Source organism: Paeniglutamicibacter sp. (assembly GCF_046714615.1).
Classification (GTDB): domain Bacteria; phylum Actinomycetota; class Actinomycetes; order Actinomycetales; family Micrococcaceae; genus Paeniglutamicibacter.
This window is the reverse complement of record NZ_JBKKAP010000122.1, coordinates 10,527-31,448: the sequence shown is the minus strand read 5'-3', so window position 1 is coordinate 31,448 and position 20,922 is coordinate 10,527. Positions and strand designations below refer to the sequence as shown.

General features: G+C 60.6%; 15 protein-coding genes. 8 read left to right on the top strand and 7 right to left on the bottom strand.

From position 1 onward, the window contains the following. The 3 genes from ACLQ7E_RS14585 to ACLQ7E_RS14575 all read right to left on the bottom strand — a co-directional run. A partial coding sequence (locus ACLQ7E_RS14585; RefSeq protein ID WP_411733300.1) for an IS3 family transposase occupies nt 1–507 on the bottom strand: 507 nt, incomplete at its 3' end. 11 nt (nt 508–518) lie between these two features. Then, entirely contained in the window at nt 519–1,010 is a 492-nt protein-coding gene (locus ACLQ7E_RS14580; RefSeq protein ID WP_411733299.1) for a transposase, read from the bottom strand. A gap of 114 nt (nt 1,011–1,124) precedes the next feature. Beyond that, on the bottom strand, nt 1,125–1,754 hold the full coding sequence (locus tag ACLQ7E_RS14575) for a TetR/AcrR family transcriptional regulator (RefSeq protein WP_411733298.1): 630 nt from the start codon (nt 1,752–1,754) through the stop codon (nt 1,125–1,127). A gap of 82 nt (nt 1,755–1,836) precedes the next feature. Here ACLQ7E_RS14575 and ACLQ7E_RS14570 point away from each other — a divergent pair, with 82 nt between their 5' ends. The 8 genes from ACLQ7E_RS14570 (at nt 1,837) to ACLQ7E_RS14535 (ending at nt 10,367) form a co-directional block, all read left to right on the top strand. Further along, nucleotides 1,837–2,961: a flavin-containing monooxygenase gene (locus ACLQ7E_RS14570; protein ID WP_411733297.1), complete on the top strand. Its 1,125-nt coding sequence runs from the start codon at nt 1,837–1,839 to the stop codon at nt 2,959–2,961. 59 nt (nt 2,962–3,020) lie between these two features. Continuing rightward, the gene (locus ACLQ7E_RS14565) at nt 3,021–3,824 is read left to right on the top strand and encodes a YggS family pyridoxal phosphate-dependent enzyme (RefSeq protein ID WP_411733296.1); all 804 of its coding nucleotides are present in this window, start codon (nt 3,021–3,023) and stop codon (nt 3,822–3,824) included. A gap of 1,039 nt (nt 3,825–4,863) precedes the next feature. Continuing rightward, nucleotides 4,864–5,109, top strand: coding sequence for a glutaredoxin-like protein NrdH (gene nrdH / locus ACLQ7E_RS14560; protein ID WP_411733295.1), 246 nt, complete (start codon nt 4,864–4,866; stop codon nt 5,107–5,109). Between the two features lie 48 nt (nt 5,110–5,157). Continuing rightward, complete coding sequence (nrdI, locus tag ACLQ7E_RS14555; RefSeq protein ID WP_411733294.1) at nt 5,158–5,640, top strand: class Ib ribonucleoside-diphosphate reductase assembly flavoprotein NrdI; 483 nt, start codon at nt 5,158–5,160, stop codon at nt 5,638–5,640. Continuing rightward, nucleotides 5,637–7,778 (top strand): class 1b ribonucleoside-diphosphate reductase subunit alpha, encoded by a 2,142-nt coding sequence (gene nrdE / locus ACLQ7E_RS14550; RefSeq protein WP_411733293.1) that lies wholly within the window; start codon nt 5,637–5,639, stop codon nt 7,776–7,778. The genes nrdI and nrdE overlap by 4 nt, the downstream gene beginning before the upstream one ends. Before the next feature lie 131 nt (nt 7,779–7,909). Next, nucleotides 7,910–8,884: a class 1b ribonucleoside-diphosphate reductase subunit beta gene (gene nrdF, locus ACLQ7E_RS14545; protein WP_411733292.1), complete on the top strand. Its 975-nt coding sequence runs from the start codon at nt 7,910–7,912 to the stop codon at nt 8,882–8,884. Beyond that, nucleotides 8,884–9,345: a hypothetical protein gene (locus ACLQ7E_RS14540; RefSeq protein ID WP_411733291.1), complete on the top strand. Its 462-nt coding sequence runs from the start codon at nt 8,884–8,886 to the stop codon at nt 9,343–9,345. The genes nrdF and ACLQ7E_RS14540 overlap by 1 nt, the downstream gene beginning before the upstream one ends. 8 nt (nt 9,346–9,353) lie before the next feature. Further along, nucleotides 9,354–10,367, top strand: a complete 1,014-nt coding sequence (locus ACLQ7E_RS14535; RefSeq protein ID WP_411733290.1) for a serine/threonine-protein kinase — start codon at nt 9,354–9,356, stop codon at nt 10,365–10,367. Between the two features lie 345 nt (nt 10,368–10,712). Here ACLQ7E_RS14535 and ACLQ7E_RS14530 read toward each other — a convergent pair whose 3' ends face one another. The 4 genes from ACLQ7E_RS14530 to ACLQ7E_RS14515 all read right to left on the bottom strand — a co-directional run bounded on the left by ACLQ7E_RS14530 (nt 10,713) and on the right by ACLQ7E_RS14515 (nt 20,813). Next, entirely contained in the window at nt 10,713–12,851 is a 2,139-nt protein-coding gene (locus ACLQ7E_RS14530; RefSeq protein WP_411733289.1) for a DEAD/DEAH box helicase, read from the bottom strand. Then, nucleotides 12,848–14,203, bottom strand: a complete 1,356-nt coding sequence (gene brxD / locus ACLQ7E_RS14525; RefSeq protein ID WP_411733288.1) for a BREX system ATP-binding protein BrxD — start codon at nt 14,201–14,203, stop codon at nt 12,848–12,850. Before brxD ends, ACLQ7E_RS14530 begins: the two co-directional genes overlap by 4 nt. A 242-nt stretch (nt 14,204–14,445) precedes the next feature. Beyond that, on the bottom strand, nt 14,446–15,606 hold the full coding sequence (locus ACLQ7E_RS14520; protein WP_411733287.1) for a hypothetical protein: 1,161 nt from the start codon (nt 15,604–15,606) through the stop codon (nt 14,446–14,448). Further along, nucleotides 15,603–20,813 (bottom strand): AAA family ATPase, encoded by a 5,211-nt coding sequence (locus ACLQ7E_RS14515; RefSeq protein WP_411733286.1) that lies wholly within the window; start codon nt 20,811–20,813, stop codon nt 15,603–15,605. The genes ACLQ7E_RS14520 and ACLQ7E_RS14515 overlap by 4 nt, the downstream gene beginning before the upstream one ends. Nucleotides 20,814–20,922: the final 109 nt, after the last annotated feature.

Below are 20,922 nucleotides of genomic sequence, written 5' to 3'. Positions count from 1 at the left end.
GCTGAGCGATTGGTTGGCGAAGGCCACGGTCGGGGACTGCGACACCGAGTAGGAAACGATCGAGCGGTCGAACAGGTCCAGCACCGGCGAGAGGTAGACCTTGCGCTCGGCGATCTTGAATTCGGTCACGTCGGTCACCCACTTGAGGTTCGGTGCCTCGGTGTCGAACTCGCGCTTCAGCAGGTTTTCGGCGACCTTGCCGATCTGGCCCTTGTAGGAGGAATACCTTCGCTTGCTGCGGACCTTGCAGACCAGGCCCTCGGCGCGCATCAGCTTCAGCACGGTCTTCTTCGCCACCTGCCACCCACCGCCGAGGAGTTCGGCGTGGATGCGGCGGTGCCCGTACCGGCCCATGGCCTTGGTGAAGATCTCGTGGATCCGGGCGCGGAGCTCCGCGTGCCGGTCCGGTGCCTTGAGCGCGGCCTGGCGGTGGAAGAACGTGGAGCGGGGCAGCCCTGCCGCGGCCAGGAGCAGGGGCAAGGGGTGGGAGGCCTTGAGGGCGATCACGGCGCTGATTTTCAGCGCGGTGGTTGGTTCCTCAAGGCCCGAACTTTTTTTAGGTATGCAACCTCGGCCTGCAGCCGCTGGTTCTCGCGGCGCAGCTTCTCGAGTTCGGTGGGTGCACCCGGTTCGGCGCCGGAAGCGGTCTTGGGACGGCCCTTGGCCTTGGGACGCAGCCCGTCCTCGCCCTGTTCCCGGTAGGTCCTGACCCAGGTCCTGAGAAGGTTCGGGGAGCTGAGCTGGTGTCGTTGGGCAAGCTCCATCAGCGTCGCCTCGCCGTCGAGGAACTGGCGGACGACCGCGAGCTTGAACTCGAAGGAATACACCTGATTGGTCGGTTTGCTTTCCAACGCTGCCCTACCCCAAATCCTGAACCGTTTCTCGAGCCCACGAACGGCGTGTTCACCGGCGTTCAGTCTTGAGGATACCGCCTTATGCCCGAATCCCTGCTCGAAAAGATCGACGGCAGCCAGCCGCTGCTCGGCGGTCAATGAACTATTTTGACGCATGAAAAACTCCCCGAAAGTAAGGATCTGAATTATTCAGTCCAACTTTCGGGGAGCAGTTCACCACGGAGAGGTGGCGCTTTGTTGTGACCCGCGGGTGCCCGATTGGCGGAGCGATCACGAAAAAGCGGTCAAGAGTGTTGTGTAACACCAGCTCTGATACCGCTCTGCCGTCCAGCTTCGCTCAGTGACCAGGAAACGGTACGTCTGGGGGTGGCTGGTATTCCAAATGAGTGCGGCGACATCCTCGTCGGATTGATTCCGTTGCAGTCCACCGCGGTCCCGCAGGAGGCCTGGTACCGCCAGATAGCGGTCAAAGCGTTGGCTATCGCGGGCCTGTTGCAAGGTGGCCGCGGCCGGATCCACCGCGGCGGCTTTGGACAGGACCTTGTGAACGGGAGCCATGCGTGCGTTGACACCGGTAAACCAGCTGGAAAGCACGACGGCGATATCCGCAGGTGTCTCGGAGTTCTCGAGCCCGTCAGCTAGGAATTCCAGGGGTGATGCTGGCGCATGTTCCCCTGACGCAGCCTGGTCGATAATCCGGGAAAGTATCTCCGTCTTGTTGCCCACGGAGTTGTAGATCGTCTGGATTGCGACCCCGCATTCGCGTGCCAGGCGCTCGATCGTCGTGGGAACGAAGCCGTGCTCCAAACATAGGATCCGGGCAGTTGAGATGATCAACGAACGTGTTTCGGCGCTCTGCAGCACCCTTCGGTTGGGCTTGTTCGGACGAGAAGATTCCATGCAAAAAGAATCGCGCTCAAGTCACTGGAAGATTATTCTAATCAATACACGCATCAAGGTTTTCGGCACCAAGGAGACCGCCATGAAAAGCCGGAGTCAGAATCATTCCACCATCATCATTGGCGCAGGCCACTGTGGTTTGGCCATGGCTCATGAATTGGCGGTGAGAGGGGAAGGCTTCCTCATGCTTGAAGCCGGGCCTGCCCCGGGGAGCAGTTGGAACTCCCGCTGGGAATCCCTGGAGCTTTTCACCCCGGCAGGCCATGACGGCTTGCCCGGCCGCAAGTTTCCGGCAAGGCGCGGAACATTTCCCACCGCCGGTGCCGTTTTCGACTACCTCCAGTCCTACGCCGCGGCCTTCGAGATGCCGATCCAAACGTCCACGACTGCCAATCACCTGGAGGTCGGTGCCGAAGGCGAGTTCAGCGTGCAAACAACCATGGGCACGTTCAGTTCCAGTCGCGTGGTTGTGGCCACGGGCGTGCACCAGGTTCCCAAGATTCCGGAGCTGGCCAAGCAAATTTCCGAGGATACAAGCCAACTGCATTCGAGCGATTATCGGAACCCGGCCCTGATTCCGGACGGCCCGGTCGCAGTGGTCGGATTCGGGACTTCCGGTGCCCAGATCGCCTGCGAGCTGGCATCTAGCCACGAGGTAACCATTTGCGGGAGGCCCACACCCCACGTCCCGGAAGGACTCATTCGATACGCACCCGCGCTGTATTGGTTCCTGGTCCACAGGCTTCTGACGAGGTCGACGCCGGCGGGGCGCAAGGTTGCCCAGAGAATCTTCACCCGAGGTGCGCCCCTGATTCGGGTGTCCACCCAGGATGTTGAATCGGCCGGCGTCACACGAGCCGGGCGCGTCGATGCGGTGCGCGATGGCGTGATGGTGGCCCAGGACGGAACCCCGATCGAGGCATCCACGATCATTTGGGCGACCGGGTACCGCCCAGACTATTCATGGATTGAGGGGCTCCGAACGGACGAGCATGGCTATCCGTTCCACCATAGGGGCATCAGCGCCGAAATTCCCGGACTGGGGTTCCTCGGCATCCCATTCCAATACGGGTTGACGTCCGGCATCATCGGCGGGGCAGGTCGCGACGCGCGCTACTTGGCACGTCGGTTGGCTCCCGGCCCGGCTGAAGTACCCGAAATAGGGGTTATACCTGACGCCGGAGGGAGGGCGACCGAGCGTGACTAGGCACTGAGTGGGACATGCTATGTTGGCGGTGGTGCACTGGCCATCCGGAGTGATGTGCCATGCCTTCGAAGTTCCTCATCGTGAAAGATATTTCCTCCTCCATGACACAGCCGCTAAACATATCCAATCCGGCCGCCGCTCAGGCCAACTCCATCGAGGATTTCGAGCACAATCTTGCCTCCATCAAATCGCGCATTGAAGCTGCTGCACGAAAGGCCGGGCGAGACCCTGCCACCATCCGGTTGTTGCCAGTAAGCAAGACCGTGCCCGAGGACCGACTTCGCATGGCGATCGCGGCAGGGATGGACTTCCTGGGGGAAAACAAGGTTCAGGAAGTCGCGCGCAAGGCCGAGATCCTTGCGGATATTCCGGGATTGAGGTTCTCTGTCATCGGAAGCCTGCAATCCAACAAGGCAAAATTCGTGGCGAAGTTTGCGGACGAATTCCAGGCGCTGGACAGCTTGCGCCAGGCTGAGGCCCTGCAGCGCCGTCTTGAAGCGGAAGACCGCCAGCTTGATGTCTTTGTCCAAGTGAATACGTCCGACGAGGAAAGCAAGTCTGGCCTCGCTCCGGACGACGTCCAGGATTTCGTGGATCAATTGCCGCAGTTTGACCGTCTCCACGTCAAGGGCCTGATGACCCTCGCGCTGTTCAGCGAAGACAAAGAGGCGGTTCGCGCATGTTTCGTGCGGCTGCGAGAACTTCGGGACATGTTGCGCGAGAGTGCCCCGGCCGGAATGAAAATTGAGGAACTGTCCATGGGAATGAGCGGAGACTTCGAACTGGCCATTGAAGAGGGTGCGACAGTGGTCCGCGTGGGACAGGGGATCTTCGGCGCACGGATGCTGCCTGTCCGCCACTAGTTGGCTCGGCGTCGCCGAGGTTGAGTCGGCCACTGCCAGGCCAGCCACGGAGTAGGCCACGATACTCATGCGCCCGGACCTCCCAAGTGAATTGGACCAGCCCTCGGTTGCCGCCGTGGCCATCAATTCCCAATTGGCCTTCGGCTCCGTTGGAAACACCGTGGTCCCCGGCAGCGACCCCGATTTTTCATGCGGCTACTAGGCCCGTTGATTTCGCCGCAACCTGGAAGAATTCGGTCTAAATGTACTTGAGGGCCGCGGCATGGATCAGAATATTGTGCTGGCGCTGGATCTTTGAATGCGAGTTCCGGGCCGGTGGATGGGCCCTCCGATAGGGGAGAGGCGCTACGCGGTCGGACCCAGGGTCTGGCCCGCCAGCCATTTGTCGCCTGTGTCGGGATGTTCCCGCCAGCAGGTTGTTGGTGCCGATCCGAGCGCCGCGGTTTGTGCGGGCCGGAGGGCCGAATCTCAGAGCGAGGGCCCTTCGGAATGCCGCTCTTGCATCCGGCGTTTTGTCCAATCGGGGCGACTTGCACACCTGCACCAATTTTGTGGGGGAAAGTGCGGTGTTTGGTGGCGTCGCATACCACCCGTAGTGCTACGGTTCATGCTGTCGGGCTACATCTTGTGGTTTCGAGCTGAGAGCTCGACACGCCGTGCTGAACGACACGCCAGTTCTTTAATCTGTGGTCAATTGCTCCACAGGGTGTGGATAGATTTTCGATTTCGTTGGATTCATGCGGATTATGGCCTGCTTTTTATCCACAGTGCTTGTGGACAGGCGGTGGGTCAAATGACAGGGGTGTAATACATCATGTTGGGGTCTAACCCCCGGACCCCCACTAGATGTAGTATTGAATTAGCTGGTGAGGCCTAGTGCGTGAACTTCCGGAATACGGAGAAATGTACGAATCCCCGCCTCTCGAGGGCCTAACTGCCCTTGAGGCAAAACGTTCATATGTTCCTTCCCCATGGGGAGTGCGCATAGGGAGCCAGCCACATCACATACACAGATTTTTGCACGAGGGGATTTACGGATATGACCGTCACGGTTTACACGAAGCCAGCATGCGTACAGTGCAACGCAACCTACCGAGCTCTTGATAAGAAGGGCATCGTCTACCAGAGCGTTGACATTTCGCAGGATCCCGCTGCCTTGGAGCGCGTTCGCGCTTTGGGCTACATGCAGGCACCTGTTGTCATCACCGACGCTGATCACTGGTCGGGCTTCCGACCGGACAAGATTGAAGAGCTTGCCCTGGACCTGAGCTCCTCCGTGGCCTAACCAGCCTCCTCCAGCCTTACCGATTCCAGTAACTTCGAGGCGATCAAAATGCCTGCTTCATCGTTGGCGACATCACCAATGCATGATCACGCCGTTCCGGCAGAGGTACTTACCAAAAGCAATTTGATCTATTTCTCATCGGCCTCCGGATATACCCACAGGTTCGCGGAGAAACTGGAACTGGATTGCGCTCGCATACCGTTGCTGAACCACGAACCAAGCTTGGTGGCGAATGAGCCGTATGTGCTTCTGCTTCCCACCTATGGAGGCGAAAAGGGCGAACGATCGATCCCGCCGCAGGTCGTCAAGTTCCTCAACGACACGCGCAACCGAAACCTATTACGAGGCGTATTAGGTGCCGGAAACACAAACTTTGGAACCACATATTGCTTGGCCGCAATCAAGATCGCAGCCAAATGCAACGTTCCGCTTCTATATAAATTTGAGCTCATGGGCACTCCAGAAGATGTGACCCGAGTTCGCGAAGGATTGGAAGTCTTTTGGACACGAAAGTCGCAGTACCTGAAATGAAGCAGGATTCTAAGGAATTGCCGGCCGCTTTTCAGGGCCTGGGTTACCACGAGCTGAATGCCATGCTGAACCTTTACGGGTCAGATGGACGCATCCAGTTCGAGGCCGACCGTGCCGCCGCACGCCAGTACTTCTTGGAGCACGTGAACAACAACACCGTGTTCTTCCACGACCTGGACGAGAAGCTCGAATACCTGGTCAAGCACGAATACTACGAGCGCGAGACGCTCGACCAGTACACCATGAACTTCATCCGCGACCTCTACCGCGGTGCCTACGCCAAGAAGTTCCGCTTTGAGACCTTCCTTGGTGCCTTCAAGTTCTACACTTCGTACACGCTCAAGACCTTTGACGGCAAGCGTTACCTCGAGCGCTACGAAGACCGCGTCTGCATGGTTGCACTGCACCTTGCCCGCGGCAACGAAGAGATGGCAGTCTCCCTGGTCAACGAGATCATCGAGGGACGGTTCCAGCCCGCCACCCCGACGTTCCTGAACGCCGGCAAGGCCCAGCGCGGCGAGCTCGTTTCCTGCTTCCTGCTTCGCATCGAAGACAACATGGAGTCGATCTCCCGCGGCATCAATTCCTCGCTGCAGCTTTCCAAGCGCGGCGGCGGCGTTGCCCTCTCGCTGACCAACGTCCGCGAGCACGGCGCCCCGATCAAGCAGATCGAGAACCAGTCCTCCGGTGTCATCCCCGTGATGAAGCTTCTCGAAGACAGCTTCTCCTACGCCAACCAGCTTGGCGCGCGCCAGGGCGCCGGTGCCGTGTACCTCAACGCGCACCACCCGGACATCCTGCGCTTCCTTGACACCAAGCGTGAGAACGCGGATGAAAAGATCCGCATCAAGACCCTTTCCCTGGGTGTTGTGGTTCCTGACATCACCTTCGAATTGGCCCGCAAGAACGAGGACATGTACCTCTTCTCGCCCTATGACGTAGAGCGGGTCTACGGCGTTCCGTTCAGCGACATCTTCGTCACGGAGAAGTACTACGAGATGGTCGATGATGCGCGCATCAAGAAGACCAAGATCAACGCACGCGAATTCTTCCAGACCCTGGCGGAGATCCAGTTCGAGTCCGGTTACCCGTACATCATGTTCGAGGACACGGTAAACCGCGCCAACCCGATCAAGGGCAAGATCTCGATGAGCAACCTATGCTCGGAGATCCTGCAGGTTTCGACTCCCTCGGAGTACAACGAAGACCTCGGTTACAAGACCGTTGGCAAGGACATCTCCTGCAACCTCGGTTCGATGAACATTGCCAAGGCCATGGACGGCAAGAACCTCGGTGCCTCGATCGAAACCGCGATCCGCGCGCTTTCGGCCGTCTCCGACATGTCCTACATCAACTCGGTTCCTTCGATTGCCCAAGGCAACGCCAAGACCCACGCCATCGGCCTGGGACAGATGAACCTGCACGGCTACCTGGCTCGTGAACGCGTCCACTACGGTTCCGAAGAGGGGTTGGACTTCACCAACATCTACTTCTACACCGTGGTGTTCCACGCGCTGCGCGCCTCGAACCTGCTGGCCATCGAAACCGGAGAGGCCTTCGACGGCTTCGCGGATTCGAAGTACGCCTCGGGCGAGTACTTCGACAAGTACACGGACCAGGAATGGGTTCCGGCCACCGAGCGTGTGCGTGAGCTCTTTGCCGGGATCGACATCCCGACCCAGGACGACTGGCGTGCGCTGAAGGCCTCCGTCATGGAACACGGCATCTACAACCAGAACCTGCAGGCTGTCCCGCCGACCGGCTCGATCTCCTACATCAACAACTCGACTTCGTCCATCCACCCGGTGGCAGCGAAGATCGAGATCCGCAAGGAAGGCAAGATCGGCCGCGTGTACTACCCGGCCCCGTACCTGGACAACGACAACCTGGAGTACTACCAGGATGCGTACGAAATTGGTTACGAAAAGGTCATCGACACCTACGCGGTTGCCACGCAGCACGTGGACCAGGGCCTGTCCCTGACCTTGTTCTTCAAGGACACCGCCACCACCCGCGACATCAACAAGGCACAGATCTACGCATGGAAGAAGGGCATCAAGACGCTCTACTACATCCGCCTGCGCCAGATGGCACTTGAGGGGACCGAAGTCGAAGGCTGCGTTTCCTGCGCGCTCTAAGCGCTGCCGTTTCACCACCGGTTGCCAGGTCGCGATAACCTAACTACCGAATGCGTACGGCGGCGGGTGCCCACCCGCCGTCGTACGCGCACCCGTAACAACCAAAAACTTTAGTAAGAAGAGGGACGGAAATGACTGAGAAGCTGAAGCTGGCCAGCCACGTCGAAGCCATCAACTGGAACCGCATCCAGGATGACAAGGACGTCGAGGTGTGGAACCGACTGGTCAACAACTTCTGGCTGCCGGAGAAGATTCCGCTGTCCAACGACGTCCAGTCGTGGAACACTCTCACCGAGGCCGAGAAGCTCCTGACCATGCGGGTCTTCACCGGCCTGACCCTGTTGGACACCCTGCAGGGCACCGTCGGCGCCGTCTCGCTGATTCCCGATGCGATCACCCCGCACGAGGAAGCTGTCTACACCAACATCGCCTTCATGGAGTCGGTGCACGCCAAGAGCTACTCCTCGATCTTCTCGACCCTTGCCTCGACCAAGGACATCGACGAAGCTTTCCGCTGGTCCACCGAGAACGAGAACCTGCAGAAGAAGGCGCAGATCATCGAGGGCTACTACTACGGCGAAGATCCGCTGAAGCGCAAGATCGCCTCGACCCTGCTCGAGTCGTTCCTGTTCTACTCCGGCTTCTACCTGCCGATGTACTGGTCTTCCCGCGCCAAGCTGACAAACACTGCAGACCTGATCCGTTTGATCATTCGCGACGAGGCCGTGCACGGTTACTACATTGGCTATAAGTTCCAGAAGGGGCTTGAAAAGGTTTCGGAAGAGCGCAAGCAGGAGCTGAAGGATTACACCTTTGAGCTCATGTTCGAGCTCTACGAAAACGAAGTCCAGTACACCCACGACCTCTACGACGGAGTCGGCCTGGCCGAGGACGTCAAGAAGTTCCTGCATTACAACGCCAACAAGGCACTGATGAACCTGGGCTACGAAGCCATGTTCCCGGCGTCGGTCACCGACGTGAACCCGGCGATCCTTTCGGCATTGAGCCCGAACGCCGACGAGAACCACGATTTCTTCTCCGGTTCGGGTTCCTCCTACGTGATCGGCAAGGCCGTGAACACGGAAGACGAGGACTGGGACTTCTAGTGACCCATTTCTTGGGTCTGGTGCCCGCAAAAAGTGAACTTTGCTGGGTACTGCTGGAGGCTGATGACTCACAAGGGCTGCAAGTAAAGGCCAGTAAGAAAGTCATGATCCCAAGTTTTGGAAATCGTGAAAGGGAACTGGCGTGGGTATATACCTATGTCCAGGAAACTTTTGAAAACTTTGAAGTCACGTCGATTTGTGTCGTCCAAGGTTCGCTGTCACAGAACGGAACTGAATCTGTCCTGTTCCGCGCGCAAGTAGAAGGTGTGGTGCTCGCGTCACTTGCGTCATTGAAGTTCGAAGTTACCTCCGCAAAGAAGAGGGTGATCGCTACGAGGCTTGGTGTTAAGAAGGGCGCCGATATCTCTATGATTCCGTTATTAATGGAACTCAGAGAGCACCACTCGATGCCGAAGTATCTGGACGAAGCGATGGCTGCTGCATTGATGGCAAACGTATAGGGAGTAACTTGTATACCAAGTTGGAGTTGCTAGGCAAAGGGCATTTTGGCGAGGTCTGGAAAGAATTCGACTCATATACAGATCGTGTCTATGCCACCAAGTACATCCCTTTGGGCCGATCTGGGTTCCAAGATAATCTCGATGAAGCAAAATTGATGGTCGCGAGTGAGTCGAGGTATACGGTAAAGGTGTTCAGCGCATCTCGCTATGGCGACGAGTTCGTGATTCGTACCGAATACATGAAAAATGGAACTGTTGAAAGTGCCTGCGCAGCCGGCCCAGTTCCGATGAAGGAATTCTATTCCTGGTTCCCAGATATCTGTCGTGGTCTAGCGCATTTGCATGGAAAGGGAGTTCTTCATCGGGACATTAAGCCTGCAAACGTGTTGATTGATGCTCAGGGTGATGTAAAACTTGGCGATTTCGGCTTGGCTCTTATGGAAGGCACCCATCCAGAACACGGAAGCATCGCATACACCCCGACTCTGACGCCAGAATCTGATTTTGTGGATTCGCAGGCAGGTGATATTTACGCATTGGGTTGTCTTGCGTATCGAATTTTGAATGGCGAGGACGAATGGCAGAGGCAAATTCGCAGTGTTGCGACGGGTCCGAATCCGGGTTTGGCATTGCGTACTGCGACAAAGGAAGGACGCTTCCCTGACCGACGTGTTTGGCCGCCGTATATTACGGCCAAATTGAAACGGGCTTTGTTGAAATCTCTTAATGTCGATCCTGGTAAGAGGTTTGCATCTTCGATAGAACTGTGTGAAGCGGTTGAAAGATCAATTCCAAAGATTTATTGGAGTTACGACCCGAGTCAAGGTGAATGGGCGGGAGAATCGAAGGATCCACGGGATAAGCGACTTTGGAAGCTGAACGTTGCGAGTGGCAAGGCTGTGGCCAAACGCTCGATCAACGGTTCATCATTCCGTCGAGTGACAAACCTTGGAACTTCGTTGAACGGACTGAACCCGAACGAAGCCATTGAGGCAACGATTCGGGCAATTGAAGCCGCTTAGACAGAAGCAATGAGCACAGAGGACGAGGACTGGGACTTCTAAATCCTGCTTCACCCCCTTTTCCCAAGGGTGCCAGCTTCCCATTCGGAGGCTGGCAGCCTTGTTGCTGCCGCAATCAAATACATCCAGCGTTTGGTCTCTCTACGCCAGGAGGTTTCGTAGTCAACCGCCTTGAAACTACCCGCGGGCGGGGCGCCAACATTCATCTATTCGGGTGGCTTGTCGAATAACACCTAGTCGACGGGAGAACATCATGTTGATACTTGACATCATTCTCATAACGTCTGCCCTGCTCTTTTACACCTTCACCGCCAAAAGCTTTGTCCTGCGGCGAGTACCTTGCAACTACTGGTTGGAGGACACAGGCTGGGCAGCTTTGTGTGCAGCCGCCTCCGGCTCTCCGCTCCGGTCTGCCATGGTGCTGATAGCCAAAGCGATGGGCAGGAGCTCGGAGAACTTCAAGGCCTTCAGCGCGCGGGCGTCGACCTGTGGCAGGCAACGGCTCGGGTCGGTGCGTAGCAAGTCTCGGATCTCTCGAAGGGCGCTGCCCAGCGTCCCGGCCGTCGCATCGCCCCGGAGACCGATCTGCCAGTTGTTGTAGGCACGGGTTTCGTCGAGCAGTTCGGGAGCCACTTCGAGCAGGGCTGACACGAGCACTGCATTGGCTCTGGCGCCCGCCCAGGTCCACCACCGCAACCGTCCGGTGCCCTCTCGGACCAGCACGGTGGTAACGTCCTCAACCCGGTGCGCATATTCCTCGCGGAGCTCCTCGAGCTTCGCCAAGGCGCGCTTGGACAGCAGAACACCGGACAGATCGGCTCCGAGCAAGACCCTCCGGGTCGCGTCGCTGAGCGCGAACAACTCCGGCTGCGGCATGCTCGACCACTTGGAGTCGGCCGCGGTGGGGGACGGTTCCACATAGGCGCGGTGTCGCTTCCAGTCGATGTAGTTCACCTGCCAGGCCCTGCCGCCCAAGGTCAGGAGACGGGGTCCCTCCACCTTCCGTTGGAGCAGCATTGGATCGACCGAGCCGATGTCTTCGCGCCCGTGCAGGATTACCACCTGTGGGTCTGCGGTGAACACGGCCATGAGGTCCCGGTAATGGATCCCGCCGTACTTGCGCTCGGCCTCGGGTCCCATGAACAGCATGCCCTGGTCCGAATCGAGGTGCCCGGTTTCCACCAGCCAGTCGGCGATTTCCTGCCACTGGTCCGCTGTGGCTAGCTCGAGCCCGGAGAACCATTCCTGCCAGGTGGCAGACCCAACCCGCCGCTCTTGCAACGTAAGGCCGAGCAACTGCTGCGCAGCCACGTGCAAGGGCGACGCCGGGGGAACCACCGGCTCGACGTATCCCTCGGACCACAACAGCAAGAGTCCGCAAGCACGAAGGAACTGCGCGTCGTCGGTGGACAGGAACAGCATGTTCCGTGAGGTCCCCGGCCGCCGACCGGTCCGGCCTAGCCGCTGCAGCAAGGAAGCCACAGTCCGTGGGGCGCCGATCTGAACCACCCGGTCGAGGTCGCCTACGTCGATTCCGAGCTCCAGCGTGGACGTGGAGACGATGACGCAATCCCGTGCCTCCGCAAACGCCGTTTCGGCCTGGCGCCGCGCATCGATGGACAGCGAGGAGTGCGACACGAAGGTCGCGGTATGCAACTCGCGCAGTCCTAGGGAAACCTTTTCGACCGTCCGTCGCGAGTCCGCGAACACCAGCCTCTTTTCGCCCTGGTGCAGGGCAGAGATCACTTTCGCGGCATTGAGGTCGCTGCCCACGAAGTCGAGCTGCAGTTCCGGTACAGCCGCAGCCCCGCCATCGGGCGACACTACGGTTGCCCGGACGCCGCGAGCATGGTTGCTTCCCTGCAGCCATTCCAGCAGCTCCGGTGCGTTCCCGACCGTGGCGGAAAGCCCGATGCGCTGGAGCGGCCGGCCCGCCAGCCGCGAGATCCGTTCCAACACCCCCAGCAGGTGCCAGCCGCGGTCGTCTCCCGCGAACGCATGGACCTCGTCCACCACGATCGCACGGACGTCGGCAAACAGGGCGCGCGGGTTGGCCAGGGTGGACACGAGCATCGATTCGAGCGACTCGGGCGTCGTCAGCAGGATGTCCGGTCGCTCGAAAATCTGCCTTTTCCGGGCTCCGGCCGTGGTGTCCCCGTGGCGCACGGAGGCGGTCCGTCCCAGCCATCCGGCATAGGACGCCACCCGAGGCTCCAGGTTGTTCAGCAGCGCCCGCAGCGGGCAGACGTAGAGAACCGACGTCCCGCTCCAGGCCTCGTCGGTCATGCGGGTCAACAGGGGGAACATCACTGCCTCGGTCTTGCCGCCCGCCGTGGGTGCCAGCAAGAGCGCATCATCGCCCCGCAACACCGGCCCGATGGCCTCGGACTGCAGCGGACGGAGGCCACCCCACCCCAGCGTGTTGGCGACGTGGTGCTGGACCACCGCGTTCAGGGCATCGAACCCCGCTGCCGTTGTGCTCACAGGTTTAGTTCGACGTCGTCGGCGGTCGCCGCGAAGCCGCCCGCACCGCCCATGACGGAACCACCGGCGGCGTTGCGTTCCTCCGGGCTCAGCTCCTCCCTGGACAGCGTCAACGCGTAGTGGAGCCGAGGATCGAAGTCCTCGAACTGGTCCACCCGGTCCAGCACGTCGCCGACCAGCTTCTTCAGGAAGATCCGCGGTGCAATGCCGACCTTCCCGCCCAATCCGCCGGCCACGGCCGCGGCCAGATCCGCGATGTAAGCATCGTCCACCAGCAACCTGACACGTTCGGCCCCAGAAGCTCCATCGACGTACAGGTCCCGGACCTTGCCACCCAGCGTCTCCAACGACGCGCGGTCGAATCCCGCCAGCCGGATCTGCACGGCCCGGGGGTTGTCGAAGCGTGCGTCCGTCCCGAAATCGGTGGACAGCCGCTGGGCCAGCGGTGCCAACCGCGGCACCCCGGATGGACCGTCGAAGAACGCCGGCGTCCCGGTCAGCACCAGATACAGCCCCGGGAACCGCCCGGAATCCACCTCGTCCATGAGTTGGCGCAACGCGTTGAGTGCCTTGTCCCGCACGTCGGAGCGCATCCGCTGCAGCGTCTCCACCTCGTCGAGCACCACCAGCAGGCCAGGGTGCCCGGCATCGCGCAGGATCAACAGCAGCCCCTGCAGGAACCCCAAGGCCCCGAAGTGATCCAGATCCCCACGCACACCCGCCCCGCGCTTGGCCGCGGCCCCCACGTGCGGCTGCCCGCCGAGCCAGGCCGCCAACCCGTCAGCGGTCGCCGCATCGCCCGCGGCCACTGCGGACCGGTAACCGCGCAGCGCCTGGGCAAACGCCGGCGTCTTCGAGCTGACCTCCGCCAGGCGCCGGTCCAACAGCTCGTCCGTGGCTGCAGCCAAGGCCTCGGGAGTACCCGAGCCCAAGGAAGGATCGGCCGCAATCGCATCGTCCTCAAGGGTGAACAACCACGCATCCAACACGGACCGGAACGCGCTGGGCGCCACGGACGCGGTCCGCAGCGATTCGGTGATCCTGCGGTAGACGGTCTCCAGCTTGTGCAGCGGCGTCTCGGTCTCGGAGATCTGCACCTCGGCGGCGGCGAACCCCCGCTGGAGGGCCTTCTCCGCGAGATGGCGCGTGTAAAACGTCTTGCCGGTGCCGTACTCGCCACGGACCGCCTTGACCACGGCACCACCGCCGGCGACGGTGTCCAGCTCCTCCGCGACGGCCTGCTGGAACCGGTCCAGACCGACGGCGAGCAGGTCCAACCCGTTGGCCGGGACGGTGCCGCGTCGCAGGGCGTCGATGACCTCGCGGCGCCGGCGGGGTGAGACCTCAGCCACGCTTCTTCACCTCAAACTGCTCGGTGAGCAGCTGTGTGTCCAAGACCAGGAAGGCACCGTCGGCGCCAGCGGGGCTTCGTGTTTCCGGGCCACCGCGACGACATCGCGGCGGACCTCGACGGGATAGTGCTTGGGCACCGGAACATCCTTCCTGCGAGGAATGAATCCTCTCAAGTCAGGAGTCAACTAAACCCGGGGCAGTCCCATTACCTGTTCTCACCTGACAGTCCCGGGAAGTCCCCTCAGTCGTCTTCCCTGTCGTTGTCTTCACCTTCGAAGTGCCGCACTGTGATGCCGAACTGGATGCGGTTCCTGTCGAGGGCGTCTTCGAGGCGTTCGTACAGGTCTGGGCGAATTATAAGGTCCCCGCCGTGGACCGCCGGCGTAAGAGGGGTGTAGCTGCCGTCATGGATGAGGAATCCGCGCCAGTTGCGTCCCACCAGAGCTGGTCCTTCGCCGTCAACGAGGCAGTGGCGAACTGTCGGAGACTCTGGACGCAGGTCGAGAAATGCCACGAGTTCGAGTCGGGGCACGAGAGTGAACGGGTGAAGTCCAACGCCGCGGTCGCGGTGGGGTGCGCTCCGCTGGCCTTGGTAGTCGGCGATCGTGGTCAACGGTCCTTGGAAATCCCCAAAGATTTCTGCGGCTGAAGCCGGGTCAACACCCGGGAGTAGGTGGTCGTACGGGGCCAGCCAGACGTTTGGTGGGTTGGTTCCGACGGGCATCGAATCGATCGAAATGGACGCGTCGGTTACCTCAAGGCCAGTTGAGATGAGTAGTTGTCGGCGTGGCTGTTTGGGGTAAGTGCTGGCCAAAGTGGCCTGCCGTTCGAACATGCCGATTTGAACCCAGTCACTGTATGGCTTCTCTGCGACACGGATAGGCCCTGCATCTTGTCCTGTGAGGCTGCGTGTCCGCTCGAGTTCGACAGCGGTTGGCGGCGGCCATTCGTCCTCGTCGTCCTGCCACGGAATGGGCGTCAGGGAACGCGTCAGAAGCTGGTGGCGGGTTGCCGGACGCGGAACGCGCGACGATTCTTCGAGGAGTGCCCATCTGGCCGAAGGGGCAAGCGAGAAAGCGTACCCGGCTTCAAACCTCCGGGCATCGGCTGTCAGGAAGCCTACACGGGCACGTGCTGCACTAATTCCAGCTGCTGCCCATTGGATGGCGTTCTCTATTTCTTCTTCATCGTTGAAGTAGGCATCGGGGATACTTTGCGACGATGGCGAGCGGAGCTGGCCGATCTGTTCGCTGGAGCGCTGTTCGATGGTTTCGACTCGGTCGACCAGATTTTGGATCACGGCTTCGCGCACGCCGGGGGGATCGTTGGCGTCCGCGAGGCGATCGTTCAGGAATAGGCGGACAAGCCCCTCGACCTGCCCTCGGGGGATGTTCCGGGTCATTCTGCTTCTTCTTCGTACTCGCGGACGAGGGCTTGGAAAGCGGTGCTGACGGACAATGCCGGCATTGTGGCTGGCGGTTCCGGCACGGGGCGTCCGTGGGTGTCGAGAATTTGGCCTGCTAGTGCTCGGACGGACAGGTTGTCGCTCGCCGCGAGTTGGGTGAGTTCCGCGGCGAGGTCGTCTCCGAGATCCCCCTTCGATACATTCACGCGCACAGTTTCGAGTAGCCACGTGCTACGACCTGCGTCCAGATTTTTGCGGAGTATGTATGAGAGCGCACTTTGGGCAACCTTCGGACGGACGGCGAGGAGGAACTGGGTAGCGACCAAGGCGAGTCGGATCGATTCCCGCGCGGCATGGCAGATGGTTGCTAGCGCCAGTGTTGCGATAGCAACGTTGAGGTCGTCGGTCGAGTCGGGCACTGGCGTGGGGTGGTAGACGTGCGTGCCTGTTTCGGCACTCCCGGGGAGACGGTGACTGATGATGTCGAAGGCCGCGTCCCAGCAGTCGGAGGCGGTGCCTCCGGGGCTGGTCGTGGGCTGCACGGCGAATGCTGTGATGATGCCTTGGCTGCTTCCGTATGAACCGTAGGATGCGGCGGCGACACGGTTGGTGACCGCTGCGGCGAGGGCGCGTTCGGCGGTGTCGGGGGCAAGCTTATGGGCCTGCTCCCATAGTGCTCGGCGTTCCCGGCCGGCGAACTGTCGCCAGCCTCCGCCGCCTCGGATGCGCTGGTATGCGGTGACGAGGCAGTAGCTGGCGACCTCGACGACCGCTGTGTCGCCGTAAGCGTAGGCGGCAAGACCCTGTCCAAGGTCGGCGAAGATGTCGTTTCGGGAGAACGTGGAAATCTCGCGGGCGATGTCGTCGATGAGGGCAATTCCGGCGGGGGCCCCTTCGGCCAGTGTCGTTTCGAGAATGCGGAAGCCAATTGCATTGGTGGCTGCGTCGATGTCCCATGTGGCGGGCTCGTCTTGGTAGCGATCCTTGTCGATTGCGTGGGCGATGCTGATCGCGCCTGCGCGTCCTTCGGGCGCCTCGGGACGTTGAGCTGCAGTGAGGCGCTTGAAGAGTGCGTGTGGATCTGGCGCCTGTTCCGCCGGGAGGAACGAGCCTTGGTCTTCCCGGTCTGGCCTCGCTGCTCGAAGGTCAAACTCGGGGCCACCTAGATCCATCACAGCTTGGACGAGCGCCTGGTCTACGGCGTCTTTGGACTGGTTGCGCGAGTATTGCATCGGCTGGTTGTCGTACGACGCAGCGATGTTGTTAACGAGGACGCTGAGCATCGTGTCGCCGGGTTGGCTAGTCCCTCGCTCAGGTGCCAGGCGGCTGAGGATTTCCAGATCGACCGTAGGCGATCGCCAGGCGATGCTCGTGGTGAGCCGCAGTGCGGCGAGGACGGCCGGGTCTGCTGTCGCGCTGTGGTTCTGCAGCAGGCGTGTCTGCGCTGCTTCTGCTCGGGCGTCTTCGAATCCGATGGTGTCGAGATAGAGGTCAGCGGCGTCGCATGCTGCAGCAACTGGGTCGACAGATGCGGCGATCTCCCACCATTGAGTTACGTAGTGCGATGTATCACGGCCGTCGGTGTGCTGCCGTACGAGGTAGACCAGGTCGACGAGTTTGGCCAGTCGGGCTCGTGCCTCCGTCGGGTCTTCGATGTCTTCGATGCTTGCGACGATCTCGGAGAGCGTGGGGTCTTTATGGCCGCCGTAGCTTGAGAGCAAATTGGCAGCCCGGTTCCAGCACTCGCGTGCTTCGTCGGTTGCTCCTGCTGCGATGCAGATGCGGGCGATCTCAAGTTCGAATGCAGCTTGCTGGCTGTATCCGGTGTGGTCGTCGTTGCGACGTTCACGGACGACGGCGAGGAGGGCATGGACGGCACCGATGCCGATGTGGTGGGAGACTCGTCCGAGGATCGAGAGTAGATCATTGGTGGTCAGCGGACCGTTCTCGCCGAGACCGAGATTAGTGGTCGTTGTTGTGCCATCGGCTATGGCAATGAGGTGGTCGAGGACGGTATCAAGATCTGTTTCTCTCACGACGGTGAGGGAATTCTCGATCACCTGGTGGATCAGGGGATGAATGAAGTACAGATCGCATGCTCGCGGCTTGCCGATGAAAGGCTTGGCCTCGGCGACGAGCTCAGCAAGTGCGACGACAACCACGGTTGATGCGGCTTGGGGTGTTGAGGTGCCGGCTCGGACATCCTCTGCGATTCCCATAGTCGTGACTGTGTAGCGGAGCCATGCCCGGTAGAACCCGACGCCGGACAACTTTGCGCCGGCCCTGAGCACAAGGGCTGGGTCGATGGCCTGCGCGAGTGTGAGGAGAGCGTGCCACCTGCTGACTAACGGTTCGTCGGCGGTCCTCGCTTCAAGAATGGTGTCCGTGACGGCATTCAGTTCTGCTTCGAGATCCGCAATTCCAAGTCCCGCAAGGACATCCTGTGGTGCGACACCATGGAAGAGGTACCCGATGGTGTCGAGCGTCGGATCCAATTCCCATGCTTGGCACGCTAGGTCATGCGGGCCGGGGAGCCCGATGATACCATTTGCGGCGAGGTCGGCGAGGGTCAAGTAAGTCTCGGCGGCGTTGGCCGGGTCGGTCATGGCTGCAGCGACTTGGGGCATGTAGTCCGAGGGCAGTCCTGCCGTAAACGTTTCTACGAGATCGGACAAGGACGCGTCGTGCTCGCCCTCTAGGTACTCGGCGACTTTGGGAATGAGGGAAGGGCCGACGTCTTGTCGTTGGGTGCGGAGTCGAAGCGCTCCGCGTTGGGCGGCCAGTTGGAGGGTTCCGTCGCGGTCGGAGGAGTAGCTGCTCCCTTCGGTCTTGCGCTGTGTCTCCCACCCTTCGATGTACGCCTTCCAGGGTGCGGCAGCGCCGGCTCGGTCGACAGCGTCGCTGATGCGGAGGCCCCATCGCGGAGGGAACGTGGCACGCCCGTTGTAAACAAGGCGTTCCGCAACGATCTCGGCACCGAGGATGTTCACGATTACGTCGGCATAGTCGGTTACCGTGTCGGCGAGGGCGTCGTTCTGGTACGTGTCGATGGCTTTGCGGACTTCGATGCAAGTGACTAGGGTCGGCCAGTCGAGGCGCGATTCGGCATTGCGTGAGATAACGCAGAGGGCTCGTTGAAGCGCTTCTGGGGAGTGGAACTGCCGGATTCCGTCTGCCACGAAGTGTGGACCGACCAGCGCCTTGAGCTGGTCGTACTCGCCGAGGTTCGCGAGAAGGTCGGGGAGGTGACGGAAGGCTCGGGAGTCGATAAGGAAGCCGCGACCTTCGAGCCACCTCGCGATGCTCTGTCGGATGGAGGTCGCGATCTCGTGGTCGATGTTGCGGAGGATATGCCGCGAGAAGCTCTCATGGTGGAGGCGCAGCCCGCCGAGCCCCTTCTGGGTGTTGAGGACTGGGGCCAGCGTCTGGAGGGCGGGAATAACAATGGCTTTGATGGGTGAGCCGAGAAGCTCCGCCAGTTCGTCAGGGGTGAGCGAGAAGTCGCACAGCGCGAGCGTATCGGTGGCGAATCGTTGGTCAAGGGTCATCGCGTCGCGCAGGTAGTCGTAGTACGCCTCGACCGTTGGAGCCGTGTCGGGGACCAGTTCTAGACGATGGATGAGTTCGTTGACTGTGAGCGGCGCCGGGGTATCGTCAAGAGGTGATGCGCCAAGTGCGAGCCTACACAGGTAGGTCGCGTAGAGCGCGTTGCCGTTGGAACGCTCGTGGACCAATGTGACGATGGTGTCCTCGTCAGACGACTCGACGGGTCTGCTGCCGTCAGGCGATTCAAGCAGGCCATGCTTGGCGGTGAGCGCCTGGATCTCCTCCCGAGACATCGGCAGCATCTGGACTGGCCCGGATGCGGGGACAGCTGGCTGGAGGTGGGTTCCGGGCTGGCTTGCGACGAGTAGACAGACGCCAGCGGGGAGGTTGAGGGCGGCAAGCTCCTCGACCAGAAGACGTGATGGGTCTTTCTGCTGGTTGGTGCTGCGTCCGACGACTCGGTCGACGTGGTCGAGGCCGTCGACGACGAGGAGGACTGGTTTGTCAGGGTGGATTTCGCGGCAGTTCTCGAGTGCCGATTCGAGTGCTTCCGTGCTCGTCGCGAACTTGGGGCGCAGGTTTTTGGTTGCTTCGGGGACCGCTTGTCCAAGCTGGTCGAGGAGACTACCGATGACGACTTCGGTCAAGACTCGATCCTGTAGGTGGTCGTCGCTTGAGCCGAGCCAGCAGTGGTGGCGTGCGACTGTCCAGGCGTTGTCTCGGTAGCGATTTGTAAGCTCTTCGCACAGCCACGATTTCCCGACGCCTGGCTCGCCTACAACGACTACTCGTCCTCCACCGGTCACTGTGCTGTCGATGTGTTTGCTGACCTCTGTCGTTGCTCCGACGCGAGCAACGGCGACTTCAGTCTCGATGGGGTGTCCTGCGGTGACGGCTCCGAAATCGACGCGCAGCCCCAGTCGCGGCTCGATGAGGTCTCGTCGGACGACACCGGTCTCGACTACTCGCGCAGATGTTGCTGCTTGAACGAGTGCGTGTGCCGCGAATTCGGGAGTGATGTCAGCATTAGGCGTGCGTCCTGCCCCAAGATCTTCGATGACGCGCCGGAGGAGGGCGCGTTCGGCAGTGCCCGGGTCAGCGAAGCTAATGGTTGAGGACGGCGCACCCGTGTCGACGATGAGGCAGCTGCAAGCGCGACGGAGGTCGTTGTCGCTGAGATGCTTGACCAGTTCGGCCCAAGGCTTGCTGGCGCGCAGCGCGGCGGGATCGAACCGGTACTTCGCCGTTGTGATGCCCGGGAGCGGGTCGGCAGGCCGGTCGGACGGGTCAAAGGGCAACAATACGACTGCGAGAGAGTCGTCGGGTTCTTGGTCTCGGACGACGATTCGGTATGTGGTGGCTGGGGACGTCGTTAGGTCCTCTAAGAGGGAGTCGAGGATCTTATTGAGCTTAAGGTTTCTGCCGTCTTGAGTGAACGTCTCTTTCGAGAGCTGACGGTCTGTAGTTGTGTGCTTGATTTGCAGGCGGCACCGGGTCTTATCCGCGTATGTGATATTGATGTCGTCAAACCGATCTGCATCGAACCCCTTAGTGTCGACGGTGATGGTCTCCGCGACGCCGAGGACGAGGTCGACTAGGGCGACTGCGGTGATTAGGTCCTGGTAGAAGTAGCCGTGGTGGGTAGGACCGAGACTCATCGCGTTGTGTCCGCCCCTTTACTTCCGCTCGTTGGTACGCTCATTCGGAACGCCCTGTTGCGCGCGATTCTGGCACGCCCGACGGAACAAAACTATATAGCGTCAGCGG